Consider the following 22,751-nt stretch of genomic DNA (forward strand, 5'->3'; position numbering starts at 1 on the left):
CTGGTCAGCCTTTGGTATCGGGCCCGAAACTATAGTCGGATTCGCGGGTCCCCCGGCGGGCTTAGGCTCGCCCCGTGGGTGGCACCAAGGCCGGGGTGACCCGGCTCGTCGACCGGGCCGCGCCGTGGCTGCTGGGCCTGCTGCTGGCGGCCTTCGTGGTGCTCGACTACGGGGTTCACCTTGCGGTCGCCCTCTTCGCCGTGGCCGCCGGCGTCAGCGCCGGTCTCGCTCGCCACCGGCTGGCTCCGCTGCTGGCCGTCACCGCGGTGGGTTCGCTGCTGTTTTCCTCGTGGCCGGCGTTCGCCGTCGCGTCCTACTACTCGGCGACCACGCTGCGCCGGGGCGGCCAGGTGGTGCTCTTCGCCGCCGCGTCGGCCGGTGCCCTCCTGCTGGTGCCCGCGCTGTACAGCCTGCTCGGCACCGACCACGTCCTCGGCCCCGAGGAGCCGATCACCTATCCGGAACGGCTGTTCCTCACGCTGCTGCTGGTCGGGCTGCCCCTCGCCGTCGGTCTTTGGATCGGCGCCCGCCGGCAGGTGCTCGCCGGCCTCGCCGAACGCGCCGAGCGGCTCGAACGCGAGCAGGCCGCCACCGTCGAGCGGGCCCGCGCGGCCGAACGCACCCGGATCGCCCGCGAGATGCACGACACCGTCGCGCACCAGGTGTCGCTGATGGTGATTCACGCCGGCGCCCTGGAGCTGGACGGCCCGGATCAGCAGACCCGGCACACCGCGGAGCTGATCCGCGCCACCGGCCGCCAGGCGCTGACCAACCTGCGCCAGGTGCTGCACGTGCTGCGCACGCCGGCCGCCGACCCGCCCGCGCCGCCGCCGACCCTGGCCGACCTCGACCGGCTGCTCCAGCAGTCTCGCGCGGCCGGCCTTCCGGTGCGCCGCACCGACCGCGGCGAGGCCCGACCGGTGCCGGTGACGGCCCAGCACACCGCATACCGGGTGGTGCAGGAGGCGCTGACCAACGTGCACAAGCACGCTGCTGGCGCCGCTACCGAGGTCACCGTCCGGTACGGCCAAGCCAACCTCGAGGTTAGCGTCCACAATGTACGGCCATCGGCCGGCCCGCCGGCGGTGCGGCTGCCCGGCAGCGGCCTCGGCCTGGCCGGCCTGGGGGAGCGGATCCGGCTGGCCGGCGGTCAGTTCCGCGCCGGCCCGGACCCCGAGGGCGGGTTCACGGTCGTTGCCCGCATCCCCAGGGAACCGGCGTGATCCGGGTTCTGGTCGCCGACGACGAGCACCTGGTCCGGGCCGGCCTGCGCCGGATTCTGGAGACCGACGACGGCATCAGTGTGGTCGCCGAGGCCGGCGACGGCGCCGAGGCGGTCGCCGCGGCCACGCGATGCCGGCCCGACGTGGCGCTGCTCGACGTCCGGATGCCGGGCGTCGACGGGCTCGCCGCCGCGGCCACGATCGCCGCCGCGCCGCAGGCACCGAAGGTCGTCATGCTCACGACCTTCGACGTCGACGAGTACGTCCACCGGGCGTTGCGCGCCGGCGCGGTCGGGTTCCTGCTCAAGGACACCCCGCCGCGCGACCTGATCGTGGCCGTGCGCACCGTCTCGGCGGGGCACGCGATGCTCGCCCCGACGGTCGTCCGCCGCCTGATCGACCACTTCGCCGAGCACGGTCCGGGCCGGTCCGCCGAGGCTCGCGAACGCCTTTCCGTGCTCAGCCGGCGGGAGCTCCAGGTGACCCGGGCGGTCGGGTGTGGACTGTCCAACATGGAAATCGCTGAACGGCTCACGATGACCGAGGCGACCGTGAAGACCCACGTCAGCCGGGCCATGGCCAAGCTCGGCGTCACCAACCGCGTACAGGCCGCGCTCCTCGTCCGCGACGCCGACCTGACCTGAGCAGGCGTTACCCGCGCGGGGTGTAGCGCAGCAGGACGTTGTCGGAGCCCTCGAGCTGGCGGACCTCCGCCGGTGCCAGGCCGGTGACCGGGGCGGTGAAGATGGGGGTACCCTCGCCGAGGGCGGTCGCTCCGACGATCAGATGCAGTTCGTCGACCAGGCCGGCGGCGAGCAGTCCGTTCCAGGTGACCCGGCTGCCGAAGGTGACGATGTCGCCGCCACCCGCCTTGAGCTGCTTGACGCGCTCGGCGGCGTCGGCGCGGCCCACCAGCGTGGTCCGCTCCTGCCACGGCTCGATGTCCTGCGCGGTGAGCGTGTCGGACACGACGGTGACCGGGATCCGGCTGTATATCGCGCCGAACTCGCGGTGCACGTCGCCGGCTTGCGGATTGTCCGCCTGCGCCGGCCAGAAACCCATGAACATGCGGTATGAGTTGGCGCCCAGCAGCAGGGTGTCCGCCGCGCGCAGGCACTGCAGGTTGTAGCTGTCGAACGCGGCGTCCATCGGCAGTACCAGCGGGTTGCCGTCGGTGCTGGCGTAGTAGCCGTCCAGCGACATGATGTTGCAGACGATCAGGCGTGACATGGTGAGTTCCTCTCCCGTAGTTAAACTGAACTGTACAGGTCAGTTCATGTGTACGCAAGGGTACAGTTGGGTGTAGGGTGAGGCTTGTGAGCAGTGAGCCCGAGGCGACCGTCCGTCATACACCGACCGGGCAGCGCGCCGAGCGCAAACGGCATGCCATCGTGGATGCCGCCCGCGACATCTTCATCAGGCACGGATACGAGGTCGGCGTCGACACCATCGCCGCCGAGGCTGGCGTGTCCAAGGTGACGATCTACAACCACTTCGGCAGCAAGGAAGCGCTGTTCATCGCGGTGATCGTTGACGCGCTCGATGAGGCGCTCGACGTCACGCTCACGGAGTCCAAGAAGCACCTCGTCGACAGCGCCGACCCGCGTGCCGCACTTCTTGGCACCGCGGCGGCCTTGGTCGACGGCGTGACCCAACCGTCGGTGCTGGCGCTGCGAAACCTCGTCACCGGTGAGCTACGCCGCTTTCCAGAGCTGGGCGCGGCCTGGCGGGAGCGCGGACCGCAACGGATCGCCGCCGCGATGCGCCCGGTCCTGCGTGCGATGGTCAAGCGTGGCGAGCTGCGAATCCCCGACATGGAACTCGCCCTGCAGCAGTTCTTCGGGCTGACGCTCTATCCGCACTTCGCGGTCAGCTCGTATGGCGGCGCCATCGAGCCGCGACTCGCCCGGCGCCTCATCAGCCAGGGCGTGGACATGTTCCTTTCCTACTACCGCAGTGCTGGCTCACTCTCAGAAGAGTGAGTCGCCCACTCAAGGGCTCGCGAAGGTGGCTACCTGCCGGAGCGCGTCGGCGGCCTGGGGCAGGAAGGACCAGTAGAGCTGGAAGCTTTGGGCTGCCACCGGATACACCTCCAGCCGCGCGTCGACGCCGCAGGCGCGGGCGTGTCGGGCCAGTCGTTCCGCGTCCGGTAGGCCCTCGTCGCCAGCGGCGGCCTGGATGAGCATCTGCGGCAGGCCGGCGAGGTCGCAGTCGAGCGGATTGAGTACGGGGTCGGTGACCGGGTGTCCGCCGAGGTACCGGGCGACGCCGAAGGCCGCGCCGGCGCGGGTGGCGCAGTTCGCCGGCTCGGCCGGTAGCCGCTCCGGGGCCGCTGTGCCGATGTCGACATAGGGGGTGAAGAACACGCAACGACCCGGCAGCGGTGACGCCGCGGCCTTGGCACGAAGCAGCATGCACAACGCCAGGCCGGCGCCGGAGGTGTCGCCGACGAGGAGCACGTCGTCCGGCGCGACGCCACGGTCCAGTAACCACGCGAACGCCGACTCGGCGTCCTCGACCGCCGCGGGGTAGGTGTATTCGGGGGCGAGCCGGTAGTCGGGCGTGATGACTTCGCCGCGGGTCACCTCGGCCAGCGCGCTCGCCATCGATCGGAAGCCGTACGCGGATCCATTGACGTAGGCGCCGCCGTGCAGCAGCAGAACCCACCGCGCGGTCGCCTCGGGTGGGGTGGCGACCAGTGCCGGCACGCCGCGGGCGTTGACCGGACGGAACTCGATGCCCGCCGCGATCGGCAGTTGCGCGTAGTGGCGTTCGGCGGCGTCGCGTAACGCCTCGGTGTCGGCGTAGGTGAGCGTGGCGAACGGCTCGCCCAGCCGCGCGATGCGGGCGGCGAGTTCACCGCCGATCGAGCGGGTCCGCATGACCAGCTGTTCGAGGTCCCGCAGGATCGCGGGGGCCTGCTCGAGCAGGGCCTGCCCGGCCAGCGTGAGCGCGACATGGTGGGTGGTCCGGTGCACCAGGACGCAGCCGAGCATTCGTTCCAGCGCGGCGATCAGGCGACTCAGGGACGATTGGGACACGAACAGGCGGGCCGCCGCCCGCCCGAAGTTCAGTTCCTCGGCGACGGCGATGAATGCCCGAAGGTGGCGCAGCTCAAGACCCTCTGGCACGGTGGACGGCGCGGGTGCCGGGTCTCGTTGATCCTCAGGCACCGGACCATCATCCGTCATCCCGCCGGTGATGCGATTCGCGCATGACGGTGGTGCCGATCGCGGCATTCCATTCCCGGCGATCTTCCCGCAGAGTCGACACACATGCGCAAACTCTTCTCGTTCCTTGCGGTCAGCGCCGACGGCTATCACGCCGACGATGGGCGGGGCCTGGGCTGGCAGACGTTCGGCCAGGAGTTCGCCGACTACTCGGTCGAGCAGCTCGACGAGGTCGACACCCTGGTGCTCGGCCGCACCACGTACGAGGAACTGTCCGCGTACTGGACCAGCGATCTCGGCCCGCAGTTCGACCCGCGCATCGCCACCCGGATGAACTCGCTCGGCAAGCTGGTCGTCTCCCGCACCTTGGATTCAGTGTGGTGGGGTGACTCGCCGGCCAGGACCGCGACCGTCGAGGCGCTCGCCGAGTTCAAGCGGACGCCGGGCAAGGACGCCGCGATCCTCGGCAGCTCCACGCTGACCGCCGCGCTGCTCCGGGCCGGGCTCGTCGACGAGGTACGCCTGATGATCAATCCGATTATTCTTGGCGGCGGTCTGCGGGCGTTCGAAGCCGCCGGTACGGTGCCGCTGCACCTGGTCCGAACCCGGCCGTTCACCGCTGGAAACGTCTTGCTGTACTACCGGCCCGAACTGGCTCCGCCAGTAGATTTGAGGAAACCATGATCAAAGCGTTGAACGAAATCGAGGTCGTCACCTTGTTCGTAGACGATCTGGCATCGACCGGGCACTTCTACACCGGTGTCTTCGGCCTGGAGGTCGTCTACCAGGACGACGCGTCCTTGCTCGTCAAGCTCGGGCCACTGATGCTCAATCTGCTGCAACGCGAGCGAGCACCCGAGCTGGTCGAACCGTCCACTGTGGCAAAGAGCACGGCGGGTGTGCACGCGTTGTTCACGATACGGGTGGCCGACGTCGACGCCGTCTGCGCAGACCTGAAACGCCACGGCGTAGAACTGCTCAACGGACCCGTCGACCGCCCCTGGGGCCGCCGCACGGCCGCGTTCGCGGATCCGGCGGGCAACGTGTGGGAGGTGGCCCAGGTACTCGACGGTGACCAGCCCGAGAACAGCGCGACGTGACCGATCTGGGCATGCAACGACGCGACGACATTGTTCCGTTCACGATCCTGGTGCCCGATAGCGACCTTGCCGACCTCCGTGACCGGTTGGTGAAGGCACGCTGGGCGCCCGAGCCGGTCGGTGGAGGTGAGTCGTACGGCGTCTCCCGCACCCGGATGCGAGAGCTCGTTGAGTACTGGGCAACCGGGTACGACTGGCGGCGGTGGGAAGAAAGGCTCAATCGGTACGCCCAATACACCACGACGATCGACGGAACCAATGTGCACTTCCTCCACGTCCGCTCGACCGAGCGGCATGCGTTGCCCTTGATCCTCAGCCACGGCTGGCCCGGATCCGTCGTCGAGTTCCTGGATGTGCTCGGGCCGCTGAGCGAGCCGGGAAAGCACGGCCTCGATCCCGCGATCGCCTTCGACCTGGTAATCCCTTCACTGCCCGGCTTCGCCTGGTCCGGTCCGACCCCCGACACCGGATGGGGACCGCGGCGAATCGCCCGCGCGTGGGCGACCCTCATGGACCGCCTCGGCTACCGCCGCTACGGCGCGGTCGGCAACGACTGGGGAGCGCACATCTCACCCGAACTCGGCCGGGTGGCTCCCGACGCCGTCGTCGGCGCGCACGTGACGCAGCTGTTCTCCTTTCCTGACGGCGAGTGGCTGTCATACCCGCCCAGCGTCGAGCCGGACCTCGGCCAACTCACCCCCGAAGACCGGATGGCACTCGACGGGCTCCGCACGGTTCAACGAACCGCCGGCTCCTACGCTTACGTCCACGCTCAGCAACCCCATACCCTCGGATTCGCCCTCACTGACTCGCCGATCGGTTTGCTCGCGTGGAACAGCCGGGCCATGGACGACCTCGATCCCGAGACGCTGCTCACCCACATCAGCATCTACTGGCTAACCGGCACTGCCACATCCGCTTTGCGCATTTACGCCGAGCACCACCGGCAAGCACCGGTCGCCAGCCCGACGACACTGCCGATCGGGCTGGCCCAGTTTCGCCACGACATCCACCCGATCAGAGCGTGCGCCGACCGCGACCATGCCAACGTCGTGTCCTGGAACACATACGACGAAGGCGGCCACTACGCCGCTCACCAGGCACCCGAGCTCCTCACCCGCGACATCCGCGCCTTCTTCGGCGACCACATGCGGGAATGAAGATTCCGCTCCGGGCCACGCCGGCACCCTAAATAGATCCAAACAAAGAGAGACGTGACCTACCGCGACGCGCGCGGCGGACGCCGCGGTAGCTCAAGCCCGATCCTGAACCTGACCGGCAAGTCAGATGTGCTTGACGGCTCCGGGGAAGGACTTCTCGGCAACCCGGATATCGCTGAAGAACAGGGTGCATGTGGAGTTGTACTTCCCGCCGCCGCTGAGGATGCCGCGCGCGGTGACCCTGCCGTCGGACCGGATCGAGTAGATCGGGCCGCCCGAGTCGCCCTCGGCGGCGCAGGTTCCGGTCTTCTTCGCGTACGCCAGGTTGCGTCCCAGCGTGCCGCCGACGTATCGCACATTGGTGCTGCCGTCGGCGACCTTCCAGCCGCACAGCTCACCGGTCACGCTGCCGCCGGAGCACGCCTTGTCGCCCTTCTTGGGTGACTTGCTCGCGACCCCGTTGATTGTCCTCGACGTGTTGGAAGCGGCGCCGCCGACGTAGACGCTGTAACCAGACGCGTACGGATAGAACAGCTGGACCAGCGAGACGTCGCCGGTGTAGTACGACTGGCCGTCGATTTTGACCGAGCCGGTGTCGTTCTTCCAACCGTCTTCGCGGACCACCCCTACGATGTCGGTGTTGTAGCGGGGCATCCAGGTGTAGGTGTTCAGCCCGGTGCAGTGTCCGGCGGTGATGAAGTAGTCGGCGCCGTTGTATCTCCACGGGAAGCCGATCGTGCAGTGCCAGCGGGTGGTGCCTCCGGTCGAGGTGGTCGCGCGCGAGCCGCCCCAGAACGGTGACGAGTCGGACTGGCGGCTCAGCAACGTCGGCTGCTGCTCATCGGTCAGCAGCAGCGCGAGCTCGTCGGCGGCGTACCGGCTGGCCAGGGCGGTGCGCAGCTCCTCGGTGACGGTGGAGGCTTTGACCAGTACACGATTGGTCTCGGCGTCGATGAACGTCGCCCAAATGTTCTCCACCCCGGGCACGTCGCTGGTCAGCACGTCGTCCTTGACCGCGCTCAATGCGCTGTTGCTGTATTTCACGACCGGCGTACTCGGGTAGTAGAACCGGGGGAAGGTCGCCTCCGCCGCCGTGGTCTGCGGCGCGGCGGAGGCCGTCGCGGCCTCTTCTTCCTTGCCCTCGGTCGTGCCGGGCGCGGTCGCGTCGTCGGTGCCTTCGTCGGGCAGCGTGCTGAGGTCGACCGCGATCGTGCCGGCGGCGTACGCCACCTTTGTGCTGTCGGCGGTCGAGACGACCGGCGCGACGATCCGGCCGGTGGCGCGCGCGACGTATGGGGGCGCCAGGTTCTCCGGGTCCTCGTCGGCGCGGACTTCGGCTTTGTCCAAAGCCGTCGCCAGGTCGGCTGGGAGCTGGTCGAGGCCGTCGGTCGGGTCGACCGTGATGACGGCGACCTGGGTATCGGTCGCTGGCTGGGCGGTCGTGACGGCGGCGAGTCCAGCGGGCGGGTCGACCCAGACCAGCGCCGCGGAGGCGAGCAGGCTCAGGCACACGGCCCGGCCCATCCTCCGGTAGATGCGTGTCTTCACGCGAGATGCTCCCGTACAAAAGAGGCGGCCGCGCCTGCCGCGGCCACCGACGACCACGAGCCTGGCGGACGGAAACATCACCCGGGTATCGCCCGGCCATCACCGGCGCGCGGCTTCGCGAGTCATACCTGGGTACGGGTGTGGGACCGTACCTCGGAGTGACGTGCCGCCTGACCATCTTCTTCTACCGTCCTGCGAGTGAAGAGGATCGCCATGGGTGTTGGGTTGCTGCTTGGTCTGTACCTGATCGTTCGGGCTGTCGCCGAGCCGTTCGTCATCGACATGACAGATCCGGCCACCTATCGGTTGGATTGGGGTGGTCCCAGCTTGGCCGGCGTGCTGCTCGTCCACTGTGGACCAGGAGTGGTTTCCGCCGTGCTGATAGGGCTGTGGGTGCGTGCACAGCGTCGACGCCGTGCGGCACGCGAGGCGCAATCCGGCCGATTGGTGGGCTAAGCCGGGATCAGCAGGATACGGCCGGTGTGAGAGCGAGTCTCGATGAGTTCGTGTGCGGCTGCGGCCTGGGTGAGTGGGAGGCTCGCGTGCACGGTGGTGCGCAGCTGGCCCGCCTCGAACAGATCGGCGAGCTCGGCTGTCTCGCGGCGTGCCTGGTCCGGGTCGGCGCGGCGCCAGGCGGTGAGGTTGAAGCCGGTGACAGATCGCAGCGCGAACAGCTTGGCGACGGGGATCTGTTCCAGTTCTCCGGTCGCGGCGCCGTAGACGACGGCGCGGCCGAAGGGCGCCAGCAGGTCGAGGCTGGATCGCAGGACCGGTCCACCGACCGCGTCGAGGACGACGTCGACACCGTCCGGGGCGGCTGCGCGGACCTGGTCGGGCCAGTCGGCTTGTGTGTAATCGATGGCGACGTCGGCACCGACGCTCCGGACAAAGTCGAGCTTGCGTGACGATCGGGCCGTACCGATGACGGTGCCGGCACCGAAGAGCTTGGCGAGTTGCACGGCGAGGTGCCCGATGCCGCCAGCGGCGGCATGGACCAGGACGGTGTCGCCCGAGCTCAGCCGAGCGGCGCGAAGGATCCGTAGGGCGACGGGGCCGCTCATGGCGAGCATGGTGGCGTCACCGGAGTCGAGGTGGTCGGAGACGGCGGCGAGCCAGGACGCGTCGGCGACGACATAGTCCGCGTACGCGTCCTCGGCAAGCGCGGCGACCCGCCGGCCCACCAGCTGCGGGTCGACACCAGGGCCGGTCCGGGCGACCGTGCCGACGACGTCCCCGGTCGGCCGACCGGGCAGGGGGCGCTGGAAGATGCTGCCGCTGCCCGGTCCCCGGCGGAACCGGGTGTCGACGAAGTTGACGCCGATCGCCTCGGCTCGCAGCAGTACCTGACCCGCCCGCGGAACGGGCTGGTCGACGTCTTCGACGGTCAGCACCTCAGGCCCGCCGTACTCGTAATAGCGGACGCGTCGCATGGCCACCCCACACCTAGACTGGACCGGTAGTCAACTTCCGACAGGACGCTACTGGACCGGCGGTCCAGTTGTCGAGGTGTGTGATGACCGAACCCGAACGACTCCGCGCCGACGCGGTCCGCAACCGCACGGCCATCCTGCGCGCCACCGAGGAGTTGCTGACCCGATATCACCCGCAGCAGATCTCGATGGAACAGATAGCCGCGGCGGCCGGCGTCGGCAAGGGAACGGTGTTCCACCGCTTCGGCAGCCGGTACGGGCTCATGCGCGCGCTCATGCAGGAACGCGCGCAAGACCTGGAGTCCGCGATCACCGCCGGTCCGCCGCCGCTGGGCCAAGGCGCCCCGCCCCGCGTACGACTGCTGGCCTTCCTCACCGCGGTGGTCGACCTGGTCGCCCGCAACAAGGGCCTGCTCGCCGCCCTCGGCCCCGCGGCGCCCGTCACCACCGCGCCCGTCACCACCGCCTCCGCCTCCGTCACCACCGTGCCGGAACAGGAGCCGCGCGAAGCGCATCCGGTATACAAATCGTGGCACGGCCACATCAGCCAACTGGTTTACCAGCAACGGCAGGACCTCGACGCCGACATGCTCGCCCACGTCCTGCTCGCCACGCTGCACAGCGAACCAATCCTGAACGCACTGCAGCGTGGCGACGGAAACCGCCTCGACCGGACGTTGCGCGACCTGGTGACCGGCCTGTTGCCCGAGTGAGGTCCACAATGGCCGGCGGCCGGGGGGTCTTACGGCCGGGCGGGTCGAAGCGTCGGCCCCTTGGGGTAGCTGTCGTATCTTCCGATGCTGACGGTGGTTGTGGATGAGCCATTGGCGGTGATCAGTCGGTTGTCGGCCACGGGCCAGAGCCGACCGTCGTCGAGAACGTAGCCGGCCGGTCTGCCGGCGGCGGTGATGGCCGGTACGCCGGTGTGCAGGGAGGCGCCGTACGGGATTTGGTGGAATGTTTGCGACGAGACGTTCACCCGGTTGCCGGTCAGGGCGGTGTAGACGCCGAGTTGCTGTATCTGTAGGCGTTGGCCGCCGGTGATGTATGTGGCGGGCAGGCCGGGGCTTTCGATTCCGTAGCCATTGAACAGGGCGGCTACCTGAGAGTTGGTCAGCTGACCGCAGGTGCTGCCGGTGAGCAGGTCGAAGCCGAAGTGGCCCAGGGTGTGCGGTGGTTCGTTGGCGGTGGACTGGATGACGTCGATGGGGATCCGGCCGCATTCACCCTGCGAGGTGACGGCCGCGTGTTTGTCGGGTTTGGAGATGAGGGCGGGGCCTTCGGTATAGGTGCCGCGCAGCAGTCCGTTGGGGTACGGGTGGACGCGCAGGTCGTCGCGGTCCAGGAATTCCAGAACCGAGCCGGTCGAGTTCGGGCCGTTGCTGGCGACGATGAACGCCCGCAGTACGTCGGAGTACTGCCAGTCGACGGAGAAGCCGTTGAGTACCGAGAAGCTGCGGTCATTGTCGGCGGTTCGTGGTTGCCAGCCGGTCGCGGTGAACACGTCGACGCCACTTTGGAAGGTGGGGTCGGCGGAGCGCCAGGCGAACTGCCCGGCACCGTTGTCCAGCGCGCCGCTGGCGGTGGTGTCGGTGAAAAGCAGGTAGAACAAGCCATCCAGGTGGACGACGCTGGGCTGGCCGGCGCCGTACCGGTTGGCTCGGTCGACCTCGAAGGCGGGGCCGATGATGGGCTGTCCCTGGTTGAGCCGGCGCCATTGGATTCCGTCGGTGCTGGTGGCCACGCCGATCTGTGTCAGGGCCGGCGAACCGTCCCGGGAACCGCCGTAGTACATGTAGTAAGCGCCGTCGACCCGCACCACAGACGGGTCACACGTGTGCTGATCCCAGCCGCTCGCCGTGCCGTCGAAGACCCGCCACGGCTGGCCTCCGCCGGGCGCCCGGAAGGGTCCGCCGGGTGAGGTGGATTCGGCGTACAGGATGTCATCGCCGGGGACGGTCCCGCCCGTGAGTTGGCTGCACCACCACATCCGGTACGGGCCGTCCGCCATCACCGACGGGGCGTAGTCGTACACATTCCGGCTGATCAGCCCGCTGGGATGCGAACGATACGCGTCAGTGGGCAGCGCGCCGGACACGTCGGCGGCCGCGATGCCGGCCGTCGACCCGACGTATCCGGTGAGCAGAAGCGTTGCCAGCAGTGCGAGCCGTCTCCGCCGGCGGGTGCGTGGCCGGCCAGGCAGGACAGCGACAGTCCTATTAGGTCTCACGATGCGGGTCCTTCCCCGTGATGGCATATGCAGATGCCATCTAACGGGGTGCCGCTGTCATTTCGCTGACGCGGGCATTAGTTGTCGTTTCTCCAGCTTGAGAAGTCTTCGTGGCAGGTCGAGCACACACCCGTCTTGTACAGGTTGATGTAGAACTCGACCGTGCTGCCCTCGACCATGTCGTACAGCGGGCCCGTGGAGGCTCGGACCTCCTTGCAGTTGCCGTTGCCCCCGACCGACAGGTGGTATACCTCCCAGTCGGCGAGGACCAGGACGGTCAGCTCGACGCCCCAGCCGTCAGCCTCGATGTCGCAGAGCCGGACGATGTCGCCGTTCGGCCAGAACTCGACCCGACCGCCGGGATCGCTGTCGTCGGTGTGCATCGTGTACTTGGTGGCGGCCTGGGCGGGACTCGACACCGCGAACGACCCGGCGAGCCCGATCGTCGACGCGACGAGCGCTACCAACAGCTTGCGCATTCTCATCGCTGGATGATGTCGCGTCCCACGAGCGATGTGGCGCGGATACTCGATCTCTTGAAAGAATCTTGAGTATGCCTTCTCATGTTAAAAAGCAGCGTGAATTAATACCGCTTTCACGTTCATTATTTTCAGCGTTGTGGAATCGCTTTTCGGGGCGCTCGATGCGTTCATCGCCAGGGTCGCGGTGGATCGTGGGGACACGTCACCTGGTCGCGAAGGTGAGCTTGTAGCGCCCGATGCGGATCTCGTCGCCCGTTGTCAGCACGGCGGTTTTGACCCGCTCTCCGTTGACGTACGTGCCGTTGAGACTGTCCAGATCGGACACGGTGTATCCGGCGCCTTGACGGTGAAAGTCGGCGTGCTTGCGCGATACGGTCGCACCGTCGAGCACGATCTCGTTGGCGAAGTCGCGCCCGCAGGTGACCATGTCGGCGTCGAGCACGAACACCGCGCCCGCCCCCGGACCCTCGCGGATCTGCAGGATCGCGGCACCGGCAGATGGTTGCACCGGCAGCGCGGCACCATCTTCGACCGGGCCTATGTGGATCGCTTCCAGCAGCGTCGTCTCGTCGAGGTCGACCAACCGGTACGCCGAAGTGGGCGCCGGGTCGGCGAGATTGCGCCGGGCATTGAGGCCCTGCACCGCTTCGGCCGCCACACTCTCCGCGGCGAACACGCTGTCGGCGCAGCGGAACGGCAACCCAGCCTCTTGCGCGAATGACACCGCCTCCACCAGTGTCGCTGGCACCCGCACGCCGTCTCCGACGACCAGAACCACCCGCTCAGCGCCGGCCGCCGCCTCGCCAATCTCCACGTATCGGGCCGGCGCACCCACTGCGTCCAGAAGGTCACGCACCAGGGCAGCGCTCACCCCAGCCTTGGCCTGGTGGGGCGCACCTGGCGCGGTGGCGGTCAGCGGCAGGTAGCGGTCGCTGACCGGATCCTTCAACAGCACCGTCGTCGGCTCGTGCCACGACCCCGCTCGCACTTCGACCATGGCCAGCTCAGGCATTCGTCCCCAACCCATCGTTCCGACTTCCGTCGAGGGTAGGGCCCGACACGGGAGATTGCCTACCTGCCCAGCGTGCGACGCGTTTCGAAGAGCCCCAGAACCAGCTTTACGCCACGGCGATCAGAGCCGTGGCTGCCACGCAGCACCAGCCGAACCAGTCTCCGAGTCGACTGTAGGGGGTGGAAGTCGCGGCCAGCGGGACAGTGGCGTCAACGGTTCCGCCCTCGCGGGTATCGGCCTCGACGACGATGCGGCCGAACGCGTCGCTGACCGTGGCTCGGCCGGTGCGGGCAACGCGGGCAACCGCGACGCCGGACTCCACCCCTCGCACCACCGCCATGCGGCTGTGCAGCCACCCATCACGGCCAAAGTCCCACGCTGGAGCCAGCAGCATTCGCACACCGCCGCGCCGGTATGCGCGAGCGAGCCGTGGAAAGTCGAGGTCCTTGCAGATGAGGACACCTACGCGCGGGTCACTGGGCAGGTACAGCAAGTCGCGACCTGGTTGGTAGGCGGCCTCCAATCCCGGCACCAGGTGATGCTTCTGGTACTGGCTTGGCGGGTCGCTCGCGGCGTCGAACACTACCGCGACATTGGCCGCCCCGGTCTCACCTTGGCGGGCGACGCCGACCACGATCTCCACGCCCAACTCGACCGCCGCGCGCGCAAATGGCCGCAGCTGCTCAAGCATCTGAGCTTCGTCAACGGTGAACGTCGCCTCGGGCAACACGATGATGCCGGCTCCCCGGCCCGCTAGCTGCCCCACCCGCTCCACATACCGCGATACCAGGTCCGCGCCCTCCGGCGTGTGGATCGGCACCGGGCCACCGGGCTGCTCAACTGCGGTCAGGCCAACGTGCACCGGCTCATCGAGTACGGCTCGTTGGCGGCGCCCGACGGCATAGCCCACGAGCGTGGCGACCACCGCTGCGGCGGCCAGGAGCACGAGCAGCCGCTCGCCGTCCGTACCGGCTGGCGCGGTCACCGCGGCGGCGACACTGGCCGGTAGCGCGAGTAACGCTGTAATGCCCCAGACTCCGGTCAACGACGCCACCCCTGTGATGGCCGGAGCGTCCGCCTGCGTGTAGGCGATGCTCCACCACGCACCGTGCGGCGATCTCAGTGCCACGAGGAACTCCATCGCCGCCCACGCCACGGGCGGAGCCAGCGCGGCCAACGCCACGTGACCGTCGACCAGGTGCGCTCGCGCAAGCCCCACGACGACCCCGACTCCCGCAGAGCCTCCGACGAACTGTGCCACGACCAGCAGACGGGGCTGTCTCACGTCGCGGGTGTAGTACGACCAGAGCCCAAACTGGCCGATGAGCCAGGCACCAGCGGCCACACTGACCGCCGCGAACCACGGCACCCTCGGCGCGAGTACGAGCAGCGGAAGCGGCGCCAACCACACCGCAACGGCCACCGGCCGCAGCCCTGAACCCCGGCGATACAGCCAACCGGACATCACCGTAACCGCCACAGACGCGGTGACCTGCCCGATCATCGCACCGTTCACATCAACCTCGACCCAGCCAACCCGGCTGAGCTGCCGGTAGGGTTGAACAGTACCGACAGTTTGGTCGGGTACTCACCTCTTGGTAAGTGGTCGGAGGCGCGGGTGGCGACGACGGCACGGCAGGGCCCTTACTTCTGCGGCATCGATGCGGCCATGGACGTCGTCTCTGGCAAGTGGAAGGTGCTGATCCTGTGGGAGCTGCACCACCACGGGACCCGCCGGTTCGCCGAGCTTCGGCGCGGTCTGCCGGGCGTGAGCGAGAAAATGCTCATCCAGCACCTGCGGGAGATGGAGGAGGATGGCCTGGTGCACCGCGAGGTGTATCGGGAGGTGCCGCCGAAGGTCGAGTACTCGCTGACGGAAGACGGCGTCGCGCTCAACACCGCGCTCGCGCCGCTGGGCGACTGGGGCACCGAACGGATGCGACGTACAGGCGCCGCCAAGGTGAGGTAACCACGACCTTCCGGAAGGTTTCCGGAAACTGTTGACACGGCGGCTGACGGGTATCGATACTCACCACATCGTCGAGCCCGAGGAGATCCCGTGGACAGCGGCCTGAAACAGCGTAAGAGGGTTGCTCGGATAGCTCTGCCGACGGCGGCGTTGTTGCTGGTAGGCGGCGCTGTGACGGTCCAGTCCATCGGTTCGGCCGCCGCGGCCGAGACTACGCTGCGGGCCGCGGCCGCCAACGCCGGGCTGTTCTTCGGCGTCGCCGCCTCACCCGGCCGGCTCACCTCGATCGTCGGTCAGGAGTTCAACCAGCTGACGCCCGAAAACGACATGAAGCCGGCGACGATCGCCACGTCGAGTGGGGCGCTGCAAAACACCGGCAACGCGGACACCCTGGTCAACTACGCCCAGAGCAACAACATGCTGGTCCGCGGTCACACCATGGTGTGGCATTCGCAGGCCGGCGCGCTGCAGGGTGCCAGCCAGGCGACGCTGAACACCTTCATCGGCAACGCCCTGAACCGCTGGGGTAACAGGATCGCGTACTGGGACGTGGTCAACGAGGCGCTCGGCGACAACAACACCGGCAGTCGCCGCACCCAGTGGCCGCACACCCTGAACCGGGACGCGAACGGTGATGGTGACTTCTTCGACACCGGCGACACCGACGTCATCCGGGACTCGTTCATCCGAGCCAAGCAGGTCGTGCAGGCCGGCGGGCTGACCACCAAGCTTTGCATCAACGATTATGACGTCGAGGGCCTGACGGTCCAGGGCGGCACCCCGAACCGCAAGGCCAACGCCCTGTACGACATCGTCCGCAACTACCGGCAGTACATCGACTGCGTCGGGTTCCAGGCGCACTTCAACGACAACCCGAACAGCATCATCACCAACGACCTGCAGGCCAACATCCAGCGCTTCGCCGACCTCGGCGTCGAGGTGCACATCACCGAATTGGACATCGACGACGACCTGAGCAACAACGACATCGGTGCCGGCCAAGCGGAGAACTACCGCAAGGTCGTGCGGGCCTGCCTGAACGTCGCGAAATGCACCGGCATCACCGTCTGGGGCATCGCCGACAGCGAGTCGTGGCGCTCCTCGGAGAGGGGCCTGCTGTTCACCGGCGGCAGCGGAAACTACCAGAAGAAGGCCGCCTACACCGCCGTTCTCGACGAGCTGAACAAGGGCCGCGTCCCGGTCAACCCGACCTCGCCGGCCAGCACGACGACCCCACCGACGACTCCACCGACAACCCCGCCGGTGACGCCGTCCGTCCCGCCGACCACGCCGCCGAACCCGACTCCCGGCTGCTCGGCCACGGTCTCGTTGAACTCCTGGACCGGCGGTTTCGTCGCCACCGTGAAGGTCACCGCCGGCAGCGCGCCGATCAACGGGTGGAGCGTCCAGCTCACCCTGCCGTCCGGGGCCGCGGTGACCAATGCCTGGAACGCCAACCGTAGCGGCAGCAGCGGCGCCGTGCAGTTCGGCAACGTCAGCTACAACGGGCGCCTGAACGCCGGCCAGTCCACCGAGTTCGGCTTCCAGGGCACCGGGGCGGCGGGAAACCTGTCCCCGGTGTGCACCGCCTCCTGACAACGCTTTTTCGGTATCTCGTTCGCATCCTGCACGACGAGTAGCCGAGACAGAGACATCGGTCTATGGCGATGCTACGATTCGGCGATCTTGAAAGATCGTCAGCTCGCGGAGGGCCGCAGGTTTGTCCCGATACATGTCAAGCCGCAGGAAGATCACTGCTGCGGCCGTCGCGGTCGCCGCAGCCGGCGCGGGCGTCGCGGTCGCCACGCGCGCCGACGCCGCCGCGGGCTGCTCGGTCACCTACACCGTCACCAACACGTGGCCGGGCGGCTTCGGCGCCTCGGTCGACATCACCAACCTGGGCGACCCGATCAACGGCTGGACCCTCACCTTCGCCTTCCCGAGCGGCCAGGCCATCTCCCAGCTCTGGAACGGGGTCGCCACCCAGTCCGGCGCGAACGTGACCGTCCGCGACGCCGGCTGGAACGCCGCCCTCGGCACCAACGCGACCACCAACCTCGGCTTCAACGGCACCGGTACGGCCGCGACCCCGGCCGCCTTCGGCCTCAACGGCACGGCGTGCACCGGCGACGCGACACCCACCACGGCACCGCCGACGACGCCACCCACCACACCGCCCACGAGCGGCCCGACGACACCGCCGCCCACCACGCCGCCACCGACCTCGCCGCCGCCATCCGGCACCGGCAAGCAGATGGAGGACCTGAACCGCGGTGTGATCAGTGTCCGCTCCGGCAACGCGAACCTCGTCTCCTGGCGGCTGCTCGGCACCGAGGCCGCGTCGACCGGCTTCAACGTGTACCGGGCCGGCACCAAGGTGAACTCGACCCCGATCACCAACTCCACGAATTACCTCGACTCCGGTGCTGCGGCGGGTGTGGCGTACACCGTCCGGGCCGTGGTCAACGGCGCGGAGCAGGCGGACTCGCCGGCGTCGCTGTCGTTCGCCAACGGGTACCTCGACGTCCGGATGCAGATCCCGCCCGGCGGCACCACGCCGGCCGGCGAGGCGTTCACCTACCGGGCGGACGACCTGTCGGTGGGTGACGTGGACGGCGACGGCCAGTACGAGATCTTCGTGAAGTGGTACCCGTCGAACGCCAAGGACAACTCGCAGTCCGGCTACACCGGCAACACCTACATCGACGCGTACCGGCTGGGTGGAACCCGGCTGTGGCGCATCGACCTGGGACGGAACATCCGGTCGGGCGCGCACTACACCCAGTTCCAGGTGTACGACTACGACGGTGACGGCAAGGCCGAGGTCGCCATGAAGACGGCGGACGGCACTGTGGACGGTGCCGGCGTGCTCATCGGGTCGTCCTCAGCCGACTACCGCAACTCGTCCGGCTACGTGTTGTCTGGCCCCGAGTTCCTGACGATGTTCAGCGGCGAGACCGGCCGGGCTCTGTCCACAGTCAACTATGTGCCGGCCCGCGGCACGGTCGGCAACTGGGGTGACACCTACGGCAACCGGGTCGACCGGTTCCTGGCCGGCACCGCCTACCTGGACGGCCAGCGGCCAAGCCTGATCATGGCGCGCGGCTACTACACGCGCGCGGTCGTCGCCGCCTGGGACTTCCGCAACGGCACGCTGACCCAGCGCTGGGTGTACGACTCCGGCAACAGCAACGTGGGCCTGTACGGGCAGGGCAACCACAACCTGTCGGTCGCCGACACCGACGCCGACGGCCGAGACGAGATCATCTACGGCGCGGCTGCCCTCAACGACAACGGGACGCTGATGTGGCGTACCGGCTACGGCCACGGCGACGCCCTGCACGTCGGTGACCTCATCCCGTCCCGCGCCGGTATCGAGGTCTTCCGCCCGTCGGAGAGCACCTCCCAGCCAGCCGACGCGATGCTCGACGGCCGCACCGGCGCCACCATCTGGTCGCACGCCTCCTGCGGCTGCGACAACGGCCGGGCGGTCGCCGCGGACGTGTACGCCGGCAGTGCCGGTGCCGAGGCCTGGTCCAACGCGGTGTCCACCATGACCAGCGCGACCGGGGGAGCCCTCGGCCGCAAGCCCGGCTCGCAGAACTTCCTCCTCTGGTGGGACGGCGACCCGCTGCGGGAGCTGCTGGACGACACTCACGTCGACAAGTACGGCACGAGTGGCGACACCCGCCTGCTGACCGGCGCAGGGGTGGCCTCCAACAACGGCACCAAGGCCACGCCCGGCCTGTCCGGTGACATCCTGGGCGACTGGCGCGAAGAGGTCATCTGGCGGCTGAGCGACTCGACCGCGATCCGCGTCTACAGCACGCCGACCCAGACCGACCGTCGCCTGTACACGCTGATGCACGACGCGCAGTACCGGGTCGCCATCGCCTGGCAGAACACCGCCTACAACCAGCCGCCGCACCCGAGCTACTTCATCGGGAACGGCATGAGCACGCCGCCGCAGCCGGACATCTACGTGCGCTGAGGCATCGACGGCGCCGCGGTCATCGACGTGGTGACCGCGGCGCCGCCTGGTTGATCCGATCAGCAGCTGCCGACGGCGCAGACGTTGAGGAAGCCGAGCTCCGGGAGGATGAACCGCCATCCGCTGAAGGTGGAGATGAGCCGGTTGTCGATGACGCTGCTTCCCCAGTGGATTCCGACGACCTTCACGTCGTTGGTGGAGGGCGAGTTGGTGATTTCGAATACCGGCGCGCCGCTGTCTCCGTCGGCGGACGTGTAGTCGGCCAGGTCCTGGCAGAGCAAGGTGATGTTGGTGTCCCGCACCGTGCGGCTGGCGCACGTCCTGACCACCGTGCCCTGGGTCCGTCCGGTCGCCTGGCCCACCTTCTGCACCGTGTTGCCGACGGTGGTATCGAACGCGTTGGTGACGCGGAACGTGTCCGTGCCGTTCCAGGTGGTCGAGTCCAGCGCGGGCCGTGCGATGCGACCGACCGCGACCTCCGCGTCGGCGCGTACGAAGTTGGTGTCACTGAGCCGGCACCGCTCCCCGGCCGGGCAGGTCCCGCCCGTCTTGAAGGGCGGGTCGACCATCTCGGCGCCGACCAGGTCGCTGTTGCCGGCGGCCCGAGTGGACTGCCAGTAGAGGCCGTTGTCGACACTGCTCCGCACGGAGGAGCAATGTGAGTTGGTGACGAAGCCGAAAACGCCGCCGCGGATCGCGGGCAGGCCCAACGTGCACTGCCCGGTGGCGTTCGTCGCCGCGTACTGGATCAGGACGCCGCCGCGCAATGGCCTGTTGCGGTCGCGCAGCGTGGGCGTGACAGGGGTGGCGGTGACGATGTCGACCGCGGCCGGCGGGATGCCGAGCAGGGCGAGCGACGCCTTGACGCGTTTGCCGGTCGCGGCGGGATCCTCGACGCCCACGGTGAGGCGGTTGTTGCGGTCGTCGACGTCCGTCAGTGTCACGCCGGACTTTCCGAGCAGGCCCGCCAGCCGGTCATGCCAGCCCTTCAACTGCGCGAACGTGTAGTCGGCCCGATGAACCACGACCGTGGTCGCGCCGGCGAACGCCGCGCGCGCCCGCCCGGCTCCGGTCGCGGTCGGCTTGGTCAGCCACACGTGGAGCGCGCCGTCCGTGCCTACGTACGCCCCACCGAACTCCGGTACGTCTTTCATCGCCGCCACCAACTGCGTGTCGGCGGTGGTGGCGGCGGCCTCCACTTCGGACGTTACGGCGAGGCTCGTCGTGGTCGTACCAACCAACGCGATCATCGCGACGGTGGCGCGCGGTAGTCGTCGGCGCATGAGACCTCCCTGGATCGCCTACGGGGTACTGGCAGCATGCAGGAGGGTGTTCATCGATCACGCACAAGTTCTTCATACGGGCTCAGGAGTCGGGAGCCCAGGAGTCGGGGGCTCAGGAAGCGGGAGCTCAGGAAGCGGCGCGCAGCACGCGGACCTCGCCAGCCGGCAGGGGCAGAACGCCGTGGCACGGAGCGCCGGTGAGTAGCTCCTTGCCGGAGGCGGTCAGCTCCACGTCGCGGTCGGAGTGGTTGATCGCGATCAGGTAGCTGGCGGAGTCGCCGGCGCGGCGGACCAGCTCCACGCCCTCCGGCACCCCTTCGTCGGGAATGAGGCCGGCGTCGGCGAGCACCGCGTCGAGGTCGCGGCCGTTCAGGCGGGTGGAGACGTACCAGGCGGTGCCGCTGCCCAGACGGTGGCGGGTGACGGCGGGCTCGCCGGCGGCTGGACCGTCCAGGTATCGCCGCATCGGCTCGGCCCCAGCGAGTACAAGGCGTTCGGTCCACACGTCGCCGGTCACATCACCATCGAGCCGTACCCGGGAATCGGCGCGCAGCGGCAGGAACTCCTCCACGGACAGGCCGAGCACCTCCCGCAGCGCGCCCGGGTGGCCGCCCGGATGCACCGTCTCGTTCTCGTCCACGATGCCGGAGAAGTACGAGACCACCGCCGTGCCGCCGTCGCGCACGAAGCCGGCGAGGTTGGCCGCCGCTCGTGACGTCATCAGGTACAGGCTCGGCACCAGCACCATCGGGTACCCGGACAGGTCGCTGTCGGGGTGGACGAAGTCGACGGTGCGATGCGCCCGCCAGGCGCGTTCGTAGTACGCCGACAGCCGCTCCAGGTAGCCATGGTCGATGGAGGGGCGCCACTCCAGTTCGAGGGCCCACCACGACTCCCAGTCCCACATGATGCCGATGTCCGGGACGACCCGCGTGCCCACCAGCTCGTCCAGATTGGACAGATCGGCGCCGAGCCGGACCACGTCGCGCCAGATCCGGGTACCGGTGCCGCCGTGCGGCAGCATCGCCGAGTGGAACTTCTCGGCCCCGAACCGCGACGCGCGCCACTGGAAGAACAGCGCGGAGTCGGCGCCGCGAGCGATGTGCGCGAAGCTGTTGCGGCGCATTTCGCCGGGTCTCTTGGCGATGTTGCGTGGCTGCCAGTTGACCGCGCCGGTGGAGTGCTCCATGAGCAGCCAGGGGCGCCCGCGCGCCACCGATCGGGTGAGGTCGGCGGCCATGGCCAGTTCGATGTGGTTGTCGGTGCGCTCGGCCTGCAGGTAGTGGTCGTTGGAGACGACGTCCACTTCGGACGCCCACTGCCAGTAGTCCATCCACTTGCAGTTGGGCACCATGAAGTTCGTCGTGACCGGTACGCCGGGCGCCAGCCGGTGCAGCACGTCGCGCTCGGCGCGAAAGCAGGCCAGATACTCCGCTGAGGTGAACCGCATGTAGTCCAGTTGCTGGGCGGGGTTGACGCCGGGCGGCGCGAGGCGGGGTGGGTCGATCTCCTCCCAGTCGCCGTACCGCTGGCCCCAGAACGTGGTGCCCCACGCCGCATTGAGCGCGTCCAGCGTGCCGTACCGCTGGCGTAGCCAATCCCGGAACGCCGTCGCCGAGGTCTCGCAGTAGCAGGGTGTGCTGGCCCAGCCGTACTCGTTGTGCACGTGCCACAGCACCAGCGCGGGGTGGTCGCCGTACCGGCGCGCGAGCTGGGCGGCGATACCCGTGGCGGCCTCCCGGTAGGCGGGTGAGCTGGGGCAGAACGCGTGCCGCGCGCCGCCGCCGAGCGCGTGCCCTTCGCGGGTGACCTGGCGGGTGTCGGGATGCCGCCGGAAGAACCACGCGGGCGGGGCTGCCGTCGGGGTGGCCAGGTCGACGGCGATGCCCGCGTCGTGCAGCATGTCGACGACTCGGTCCAGCCAGCCGAAGTCGTATTCGCCCGGCGCCGGCTCCATCGACGCCCACGCGAAGATGCCGACGCTGACCAGGTTGACGCCCGCCTCGCGCATCAGCCGCACGTCTTCGTGCCACACCGGCTCGGGCCACTGCTCGGGGTTGTAGTCCCCGCCGTAACCGATCTTGCCGAGGTGGCGCAGCGTGCGGGCGGCGTCGTTCATCGGGGCTCCTCGCTGTGAGCGCTCACAAAACGTG

General features: G+C 68.7%; 21 protein-coding genes. 11 read left to right on the forward strand and 10 right to left on the reverse strand.

The genetic code is table 11. From position 1 onward, the window contains the following. The first annotated feature begins 74 nt into the window (after window positions 1-74). Together QMG73_RS03665 and QMG73_RS03670 are read left to right on the forward strand one after the other, a co-directional pair. Complete coding sequence (locus tag QMG73_RS03665) at window positions 75-1,223, forward strand: sensor histidine kinase (protein ID WP_281892432.1); 1,149 nt, start codon at window positions 75-77, stop codon at window positions 1,221-1,223. Then, complete coding sequence (locus QMG73_RS03670) at window positions 1,220-1,867, forward strand: response regulator (RefSeq protein WP_281892433.1); 648 nt, start codon at window positions 1,220-1,222, stop codon at window positions 1,865-1,867. The genes QMG73_RS03665 and QMG73_RS03670 overlap by 4 nt, the downstream gene beginning before the upstream one ends. 7 nt (window positions 1,868-1,874) lie before the next feature. On the opposite strand, the gene QMG73_RS03675 is transcribed toward QMG73_RS03670, so the two are convergent. After that, a complete protein-coding gene (locus QMG73_RS03675) occupies window positions 1,875-2,453 on the reverse strand; it encodes a dihydrofolate reductase family protein (RefSeq protein WP_281892435.1) in 579 nt (192 codons plus the stop codon). A gap of 86 nt (window positions 2,454-2,539) precedes the next feature. Here QMG73_RS03675 and QMG73_RS03680 point away from each other — a divergent pair, with 86 nt between their 5' ends. After that, the gene (locus QMG73_RS03680; RefSeq protein ID WP_281892436.1) at window positions 2,540-3,205 is read left to right on the forward strand and encodes a TetR/AcrR family transcriptional regulator; all 666 of its coding nucleotides are present in this window, start codon (window positions 2,540-2,542) and stop codon (window positions 3,203-3,205) included. Between the two features lie 9 nt (window positions 3,206-3,214). Here the strand turns inward: QMG73_RS03680 and QMG73_RS03685 are convergent, their stop codons facing one another. Continuing rightward, a complete protein-coding gene (locus QMG73_RS03685) occupies window positions 3,215-4,396 on the reverse strand; it encodes an alpha/beta hydrolase fold domain-containing protein (protein ID WP_281892437.1) in 1,182 nt (393 codons plus the stop codon). 102 nt (window positions 4,397-4,498) lie between these two features. Between QMG73_RS03685 and QMG73_RS03690 the strand changes: the two genes are divergently transcribed. The 3 genes from QMG73_RS03690 to QMG73_RS03700 are packed head-to-tail and all read left to right on the forward strand — an operon-like array spanning window position 4,499 to window position 6,653. Further along, window positions 4,499-5,077 carry a dihydrofolate reductase family protein gene (locus QMG73_RS03690; protein WP_281892438.1) on the forward strand — a complete coding sequence of 193 codons (579 nt, stop codon included), beginning with the start codon at window positions 4,499-4,501 and terminating at the stop codon, window positions 5,075-5,077. 8 nt (window positions 5,078-5,085) lie between these two features. Continuing rightward, window positions 5,086-5,493, forward strand: a complete 408-nt coding sequence (locus QMG73_RS03695) for a VOC family protein (protein ID WP_281892439.1) — start codon at window positions 5,086-5,088, stop codon at window positions 5,491-5,493. Then, window positions 5,490-6,653: an epoxide hydrolase family protein gene (locus QMG73_RS03700; protein ID WP_281892440.1), complete on the forward strand. Its 1,164-nt coding sequence runs from the start codon at window positions 5,490-5,492 to the stop codon at window positions 6,651-6,653. The genes QMG73_RS03695 and QMG73_RS03700 overlap by 4 nt, the downstream gene beginning before the upstream one ends. 123 nt (window positions 6,654-6,776) lie before the next feature. Here QMG73_RS03700 and QMG73_RS03705 read toward each other — a convergent pair whose 3' ends face one another. Next, window positions 6,777-8,201 carry a S1 family peptidase gene (locus QMG73_RS03705; protein WP_281892441.1) on the reverse strand — a complete coding sequence of 475 codons (1,425 nt, stop codon included), beginning with the start codon at window positions 8,199-8,201 and terminating at the stop codon, window positions 6,777-6,779. A 198-nt stretch (window positions 8,202-8,399) separates the two neighbouring features. On the opposite strand from QMG73_RS03705, the gene QMG73_RS03710 reads away from it, so the two are divergent. Beyond that, a complete protein-coding gene (locus QMG73_RS03710; protein ID WP_281892443.1) occupies window positions 8,400-8,657 on the forward strand; it encodes a hypothetical protein in 258 nt (85 codons plus the stop codon). Here QMG73_RS03710 and QMG73_RS03715 read toward each other — a convergent pair. Next, the gene (locus QMG73_RS03715) at window positions 8,654-9,631 is read right to left on the reverse strand and encodes a quinone oxidoreductase family protein (RefSeq protein ID WP_281892444.1); all 978 of its coding nucleotides are present in this window, start codon (window positions 9,629-9,631) and stop codon (window positions 8,654-8,656) included. The genes QMG73_RS03710 and QMG73_RS03715 overlap by 4 nt on opposite strands. A gap of 83 nt (window positions 9,632-9,714) precedes the next feature. On the opposite strand from QMG73_RS03715, the gene QMG73_RS03720 reads away from it, so the two are divergent. Beyond that, entirely contained in the window at window positions 9,715-10,344 is a 630-nt protein-coding gene (locus QMG73_RS03720) for a TetR/AcrR family transcriptional regulator (protein ID WP_281892445.1), read from the forward strand. Window positions 10,345-10,373: 29 nt separating this feature from the next. Here QMG73_RS03720 and QMG73_RS03725 read toward each other — a convergent pair whose 3' ends face one another. From QMG73_RS03725 to QMG73_RS03740, 4 genes are all read right to left on the reverse strand, one after another. Next, on the reverse strand, window positions 10,374-11,861 hold the full coding sequence (locus tag QMG73_RS03725; protein WP_281892446.1) for a glycoside hydrolase family protein: 1,488 nt from the start codon (window positions 11,859-11,861) through the stop codon (window positions 10,374-10,376). A 77-nt stretch (window positions 11,862-11,938) separates the two neighbouring features. Continuing rightward, entirely contained in the window at window positions 11,939-12,346 is a 408-nt protein-coding gene (locus QMG73_RS03730; protein ID WP_281892448.1) for a hypothetical protein, read from the reverse strand. Window positions 12,347-12,545: 199 nt separating this feature from the next. After that, the gene (locus QMG73_RS03735; RefSeq protein WP_281892449.1) at window positions 12,546-13,355 is read right to left on the reverse strand and encodes an FHA domain-containing protein; all 810 of its coding nucleotides are present in this window, start codon (window positions 13,353-13,355) and stop codon (window positions 12,546-12,548) included. 106 nt (window positions 13,356-13,461) lie between these two features. After that, window positions 13,462-14,820: a nitrilase-related carbon-nitrogen hydrolase gene (locus QMG73_RS03740; RefSeq protein WP_281892450.1), complete on the reverse strand. Its 1,359-nt coding sequence runs from the start codon at window positions 14,818-14,820 to the stop codon at window positions 13,462-13,464. Between the two features lie 153 nt (window positions 14,821-14,973). Between QMG73_RS03740 and QMG73_RS03745 the strand changes: the two genes are divergently transcribed. From QMG73_RS03745 to QMG73_RS03755, 3 genes are all read left to right on the forward strand, one after another. Next, entirely contained in the window at window positions 14,974-15,324 is a 351-nt protein-coding gene (locus QMG73_RS03745; RefSeq protein ID WP_281892451.1) for a winged helix-turn-helix transcriptional regulator, read from the forward strand. A 171-nt stretch (window positions 15,325-15,495) separates the two neighbouring features. Continuing rightward, the gene (locus QMG73_RS03750; RefSeq protein WP_281892452.1) at window positions 15,496-16,920 is read left to right on the forward strand and encodes an endo-1,4-beta-xylanase; all 1,425 of its coding nucleotides are present in this window, start codon (window positions 15,496-15,498) and stop codon (window positions 16,918-16,920) included. Window positions 16,921-17,056: 136 nt separating this feature from the next. Next, the gene (locus QMG73_RS03755; RefSeq protein WP_281892454.1) at window positions 17,057-19,315 is read left to right on the forward strand and encodes a rhamnogalacturonan lyase family protein; all 2,259 of its coding nucleotides are present in this window, start codon (window positions 17,057-17,059) and stop codon (window positions 19,313-19,315) included. A 59-nt stretch (window positions 19,316-19,374) separates the two neighbouring features. Here the strand turns inward: QMG73_RS03755 and QMG73_RS03760 are convergent, their stop codons facing one another. Both QMG73_RS03760 and QMG73_RS03765 read right to left on the reverse strand, forming a co-directional pair. Next, window positions 19,375-20,598: a chymotrypsin family serine protease gene (locus QMG73_RS03760; RefSeq protein ID WP_281892455.1), complete on the reverse strand. Its 1,224-nt coding sequence runs from the start codon at window positions 20,596-20,598 to the stop codon at window positions 19,375-19,377. A gap of 127 nt (window positions 20,599-20,725) precedes the next feature. Beyond that, window positions 20,726-22,717 carry a beta-galactosidase gene (locus QMG73_RS03765; protein ID WP_281892457.1) on the reverse strand — a complete coding sequence of 664 codons (1,992 nt, stop codon included), beginning with the start codon at window positions 22,715-22,717 and terminating at the stop codon, window positions 20,726-20,728. Window positions 22,718-22,751: the final 34 nt, after the last annotated feature.

The sequence above is a fragment of the Phytohabitans aurantiacus genome (assembly GCF_027923225.1).
In the GTDB taxonomy this organism is placed as follows: domain Bacteria; phylum Actinomycetota; class Actinomycetes; order Mycobacteriales; family Micromonosporaceae; genus Phytohabitans; species Phytohabitans aurantiacus.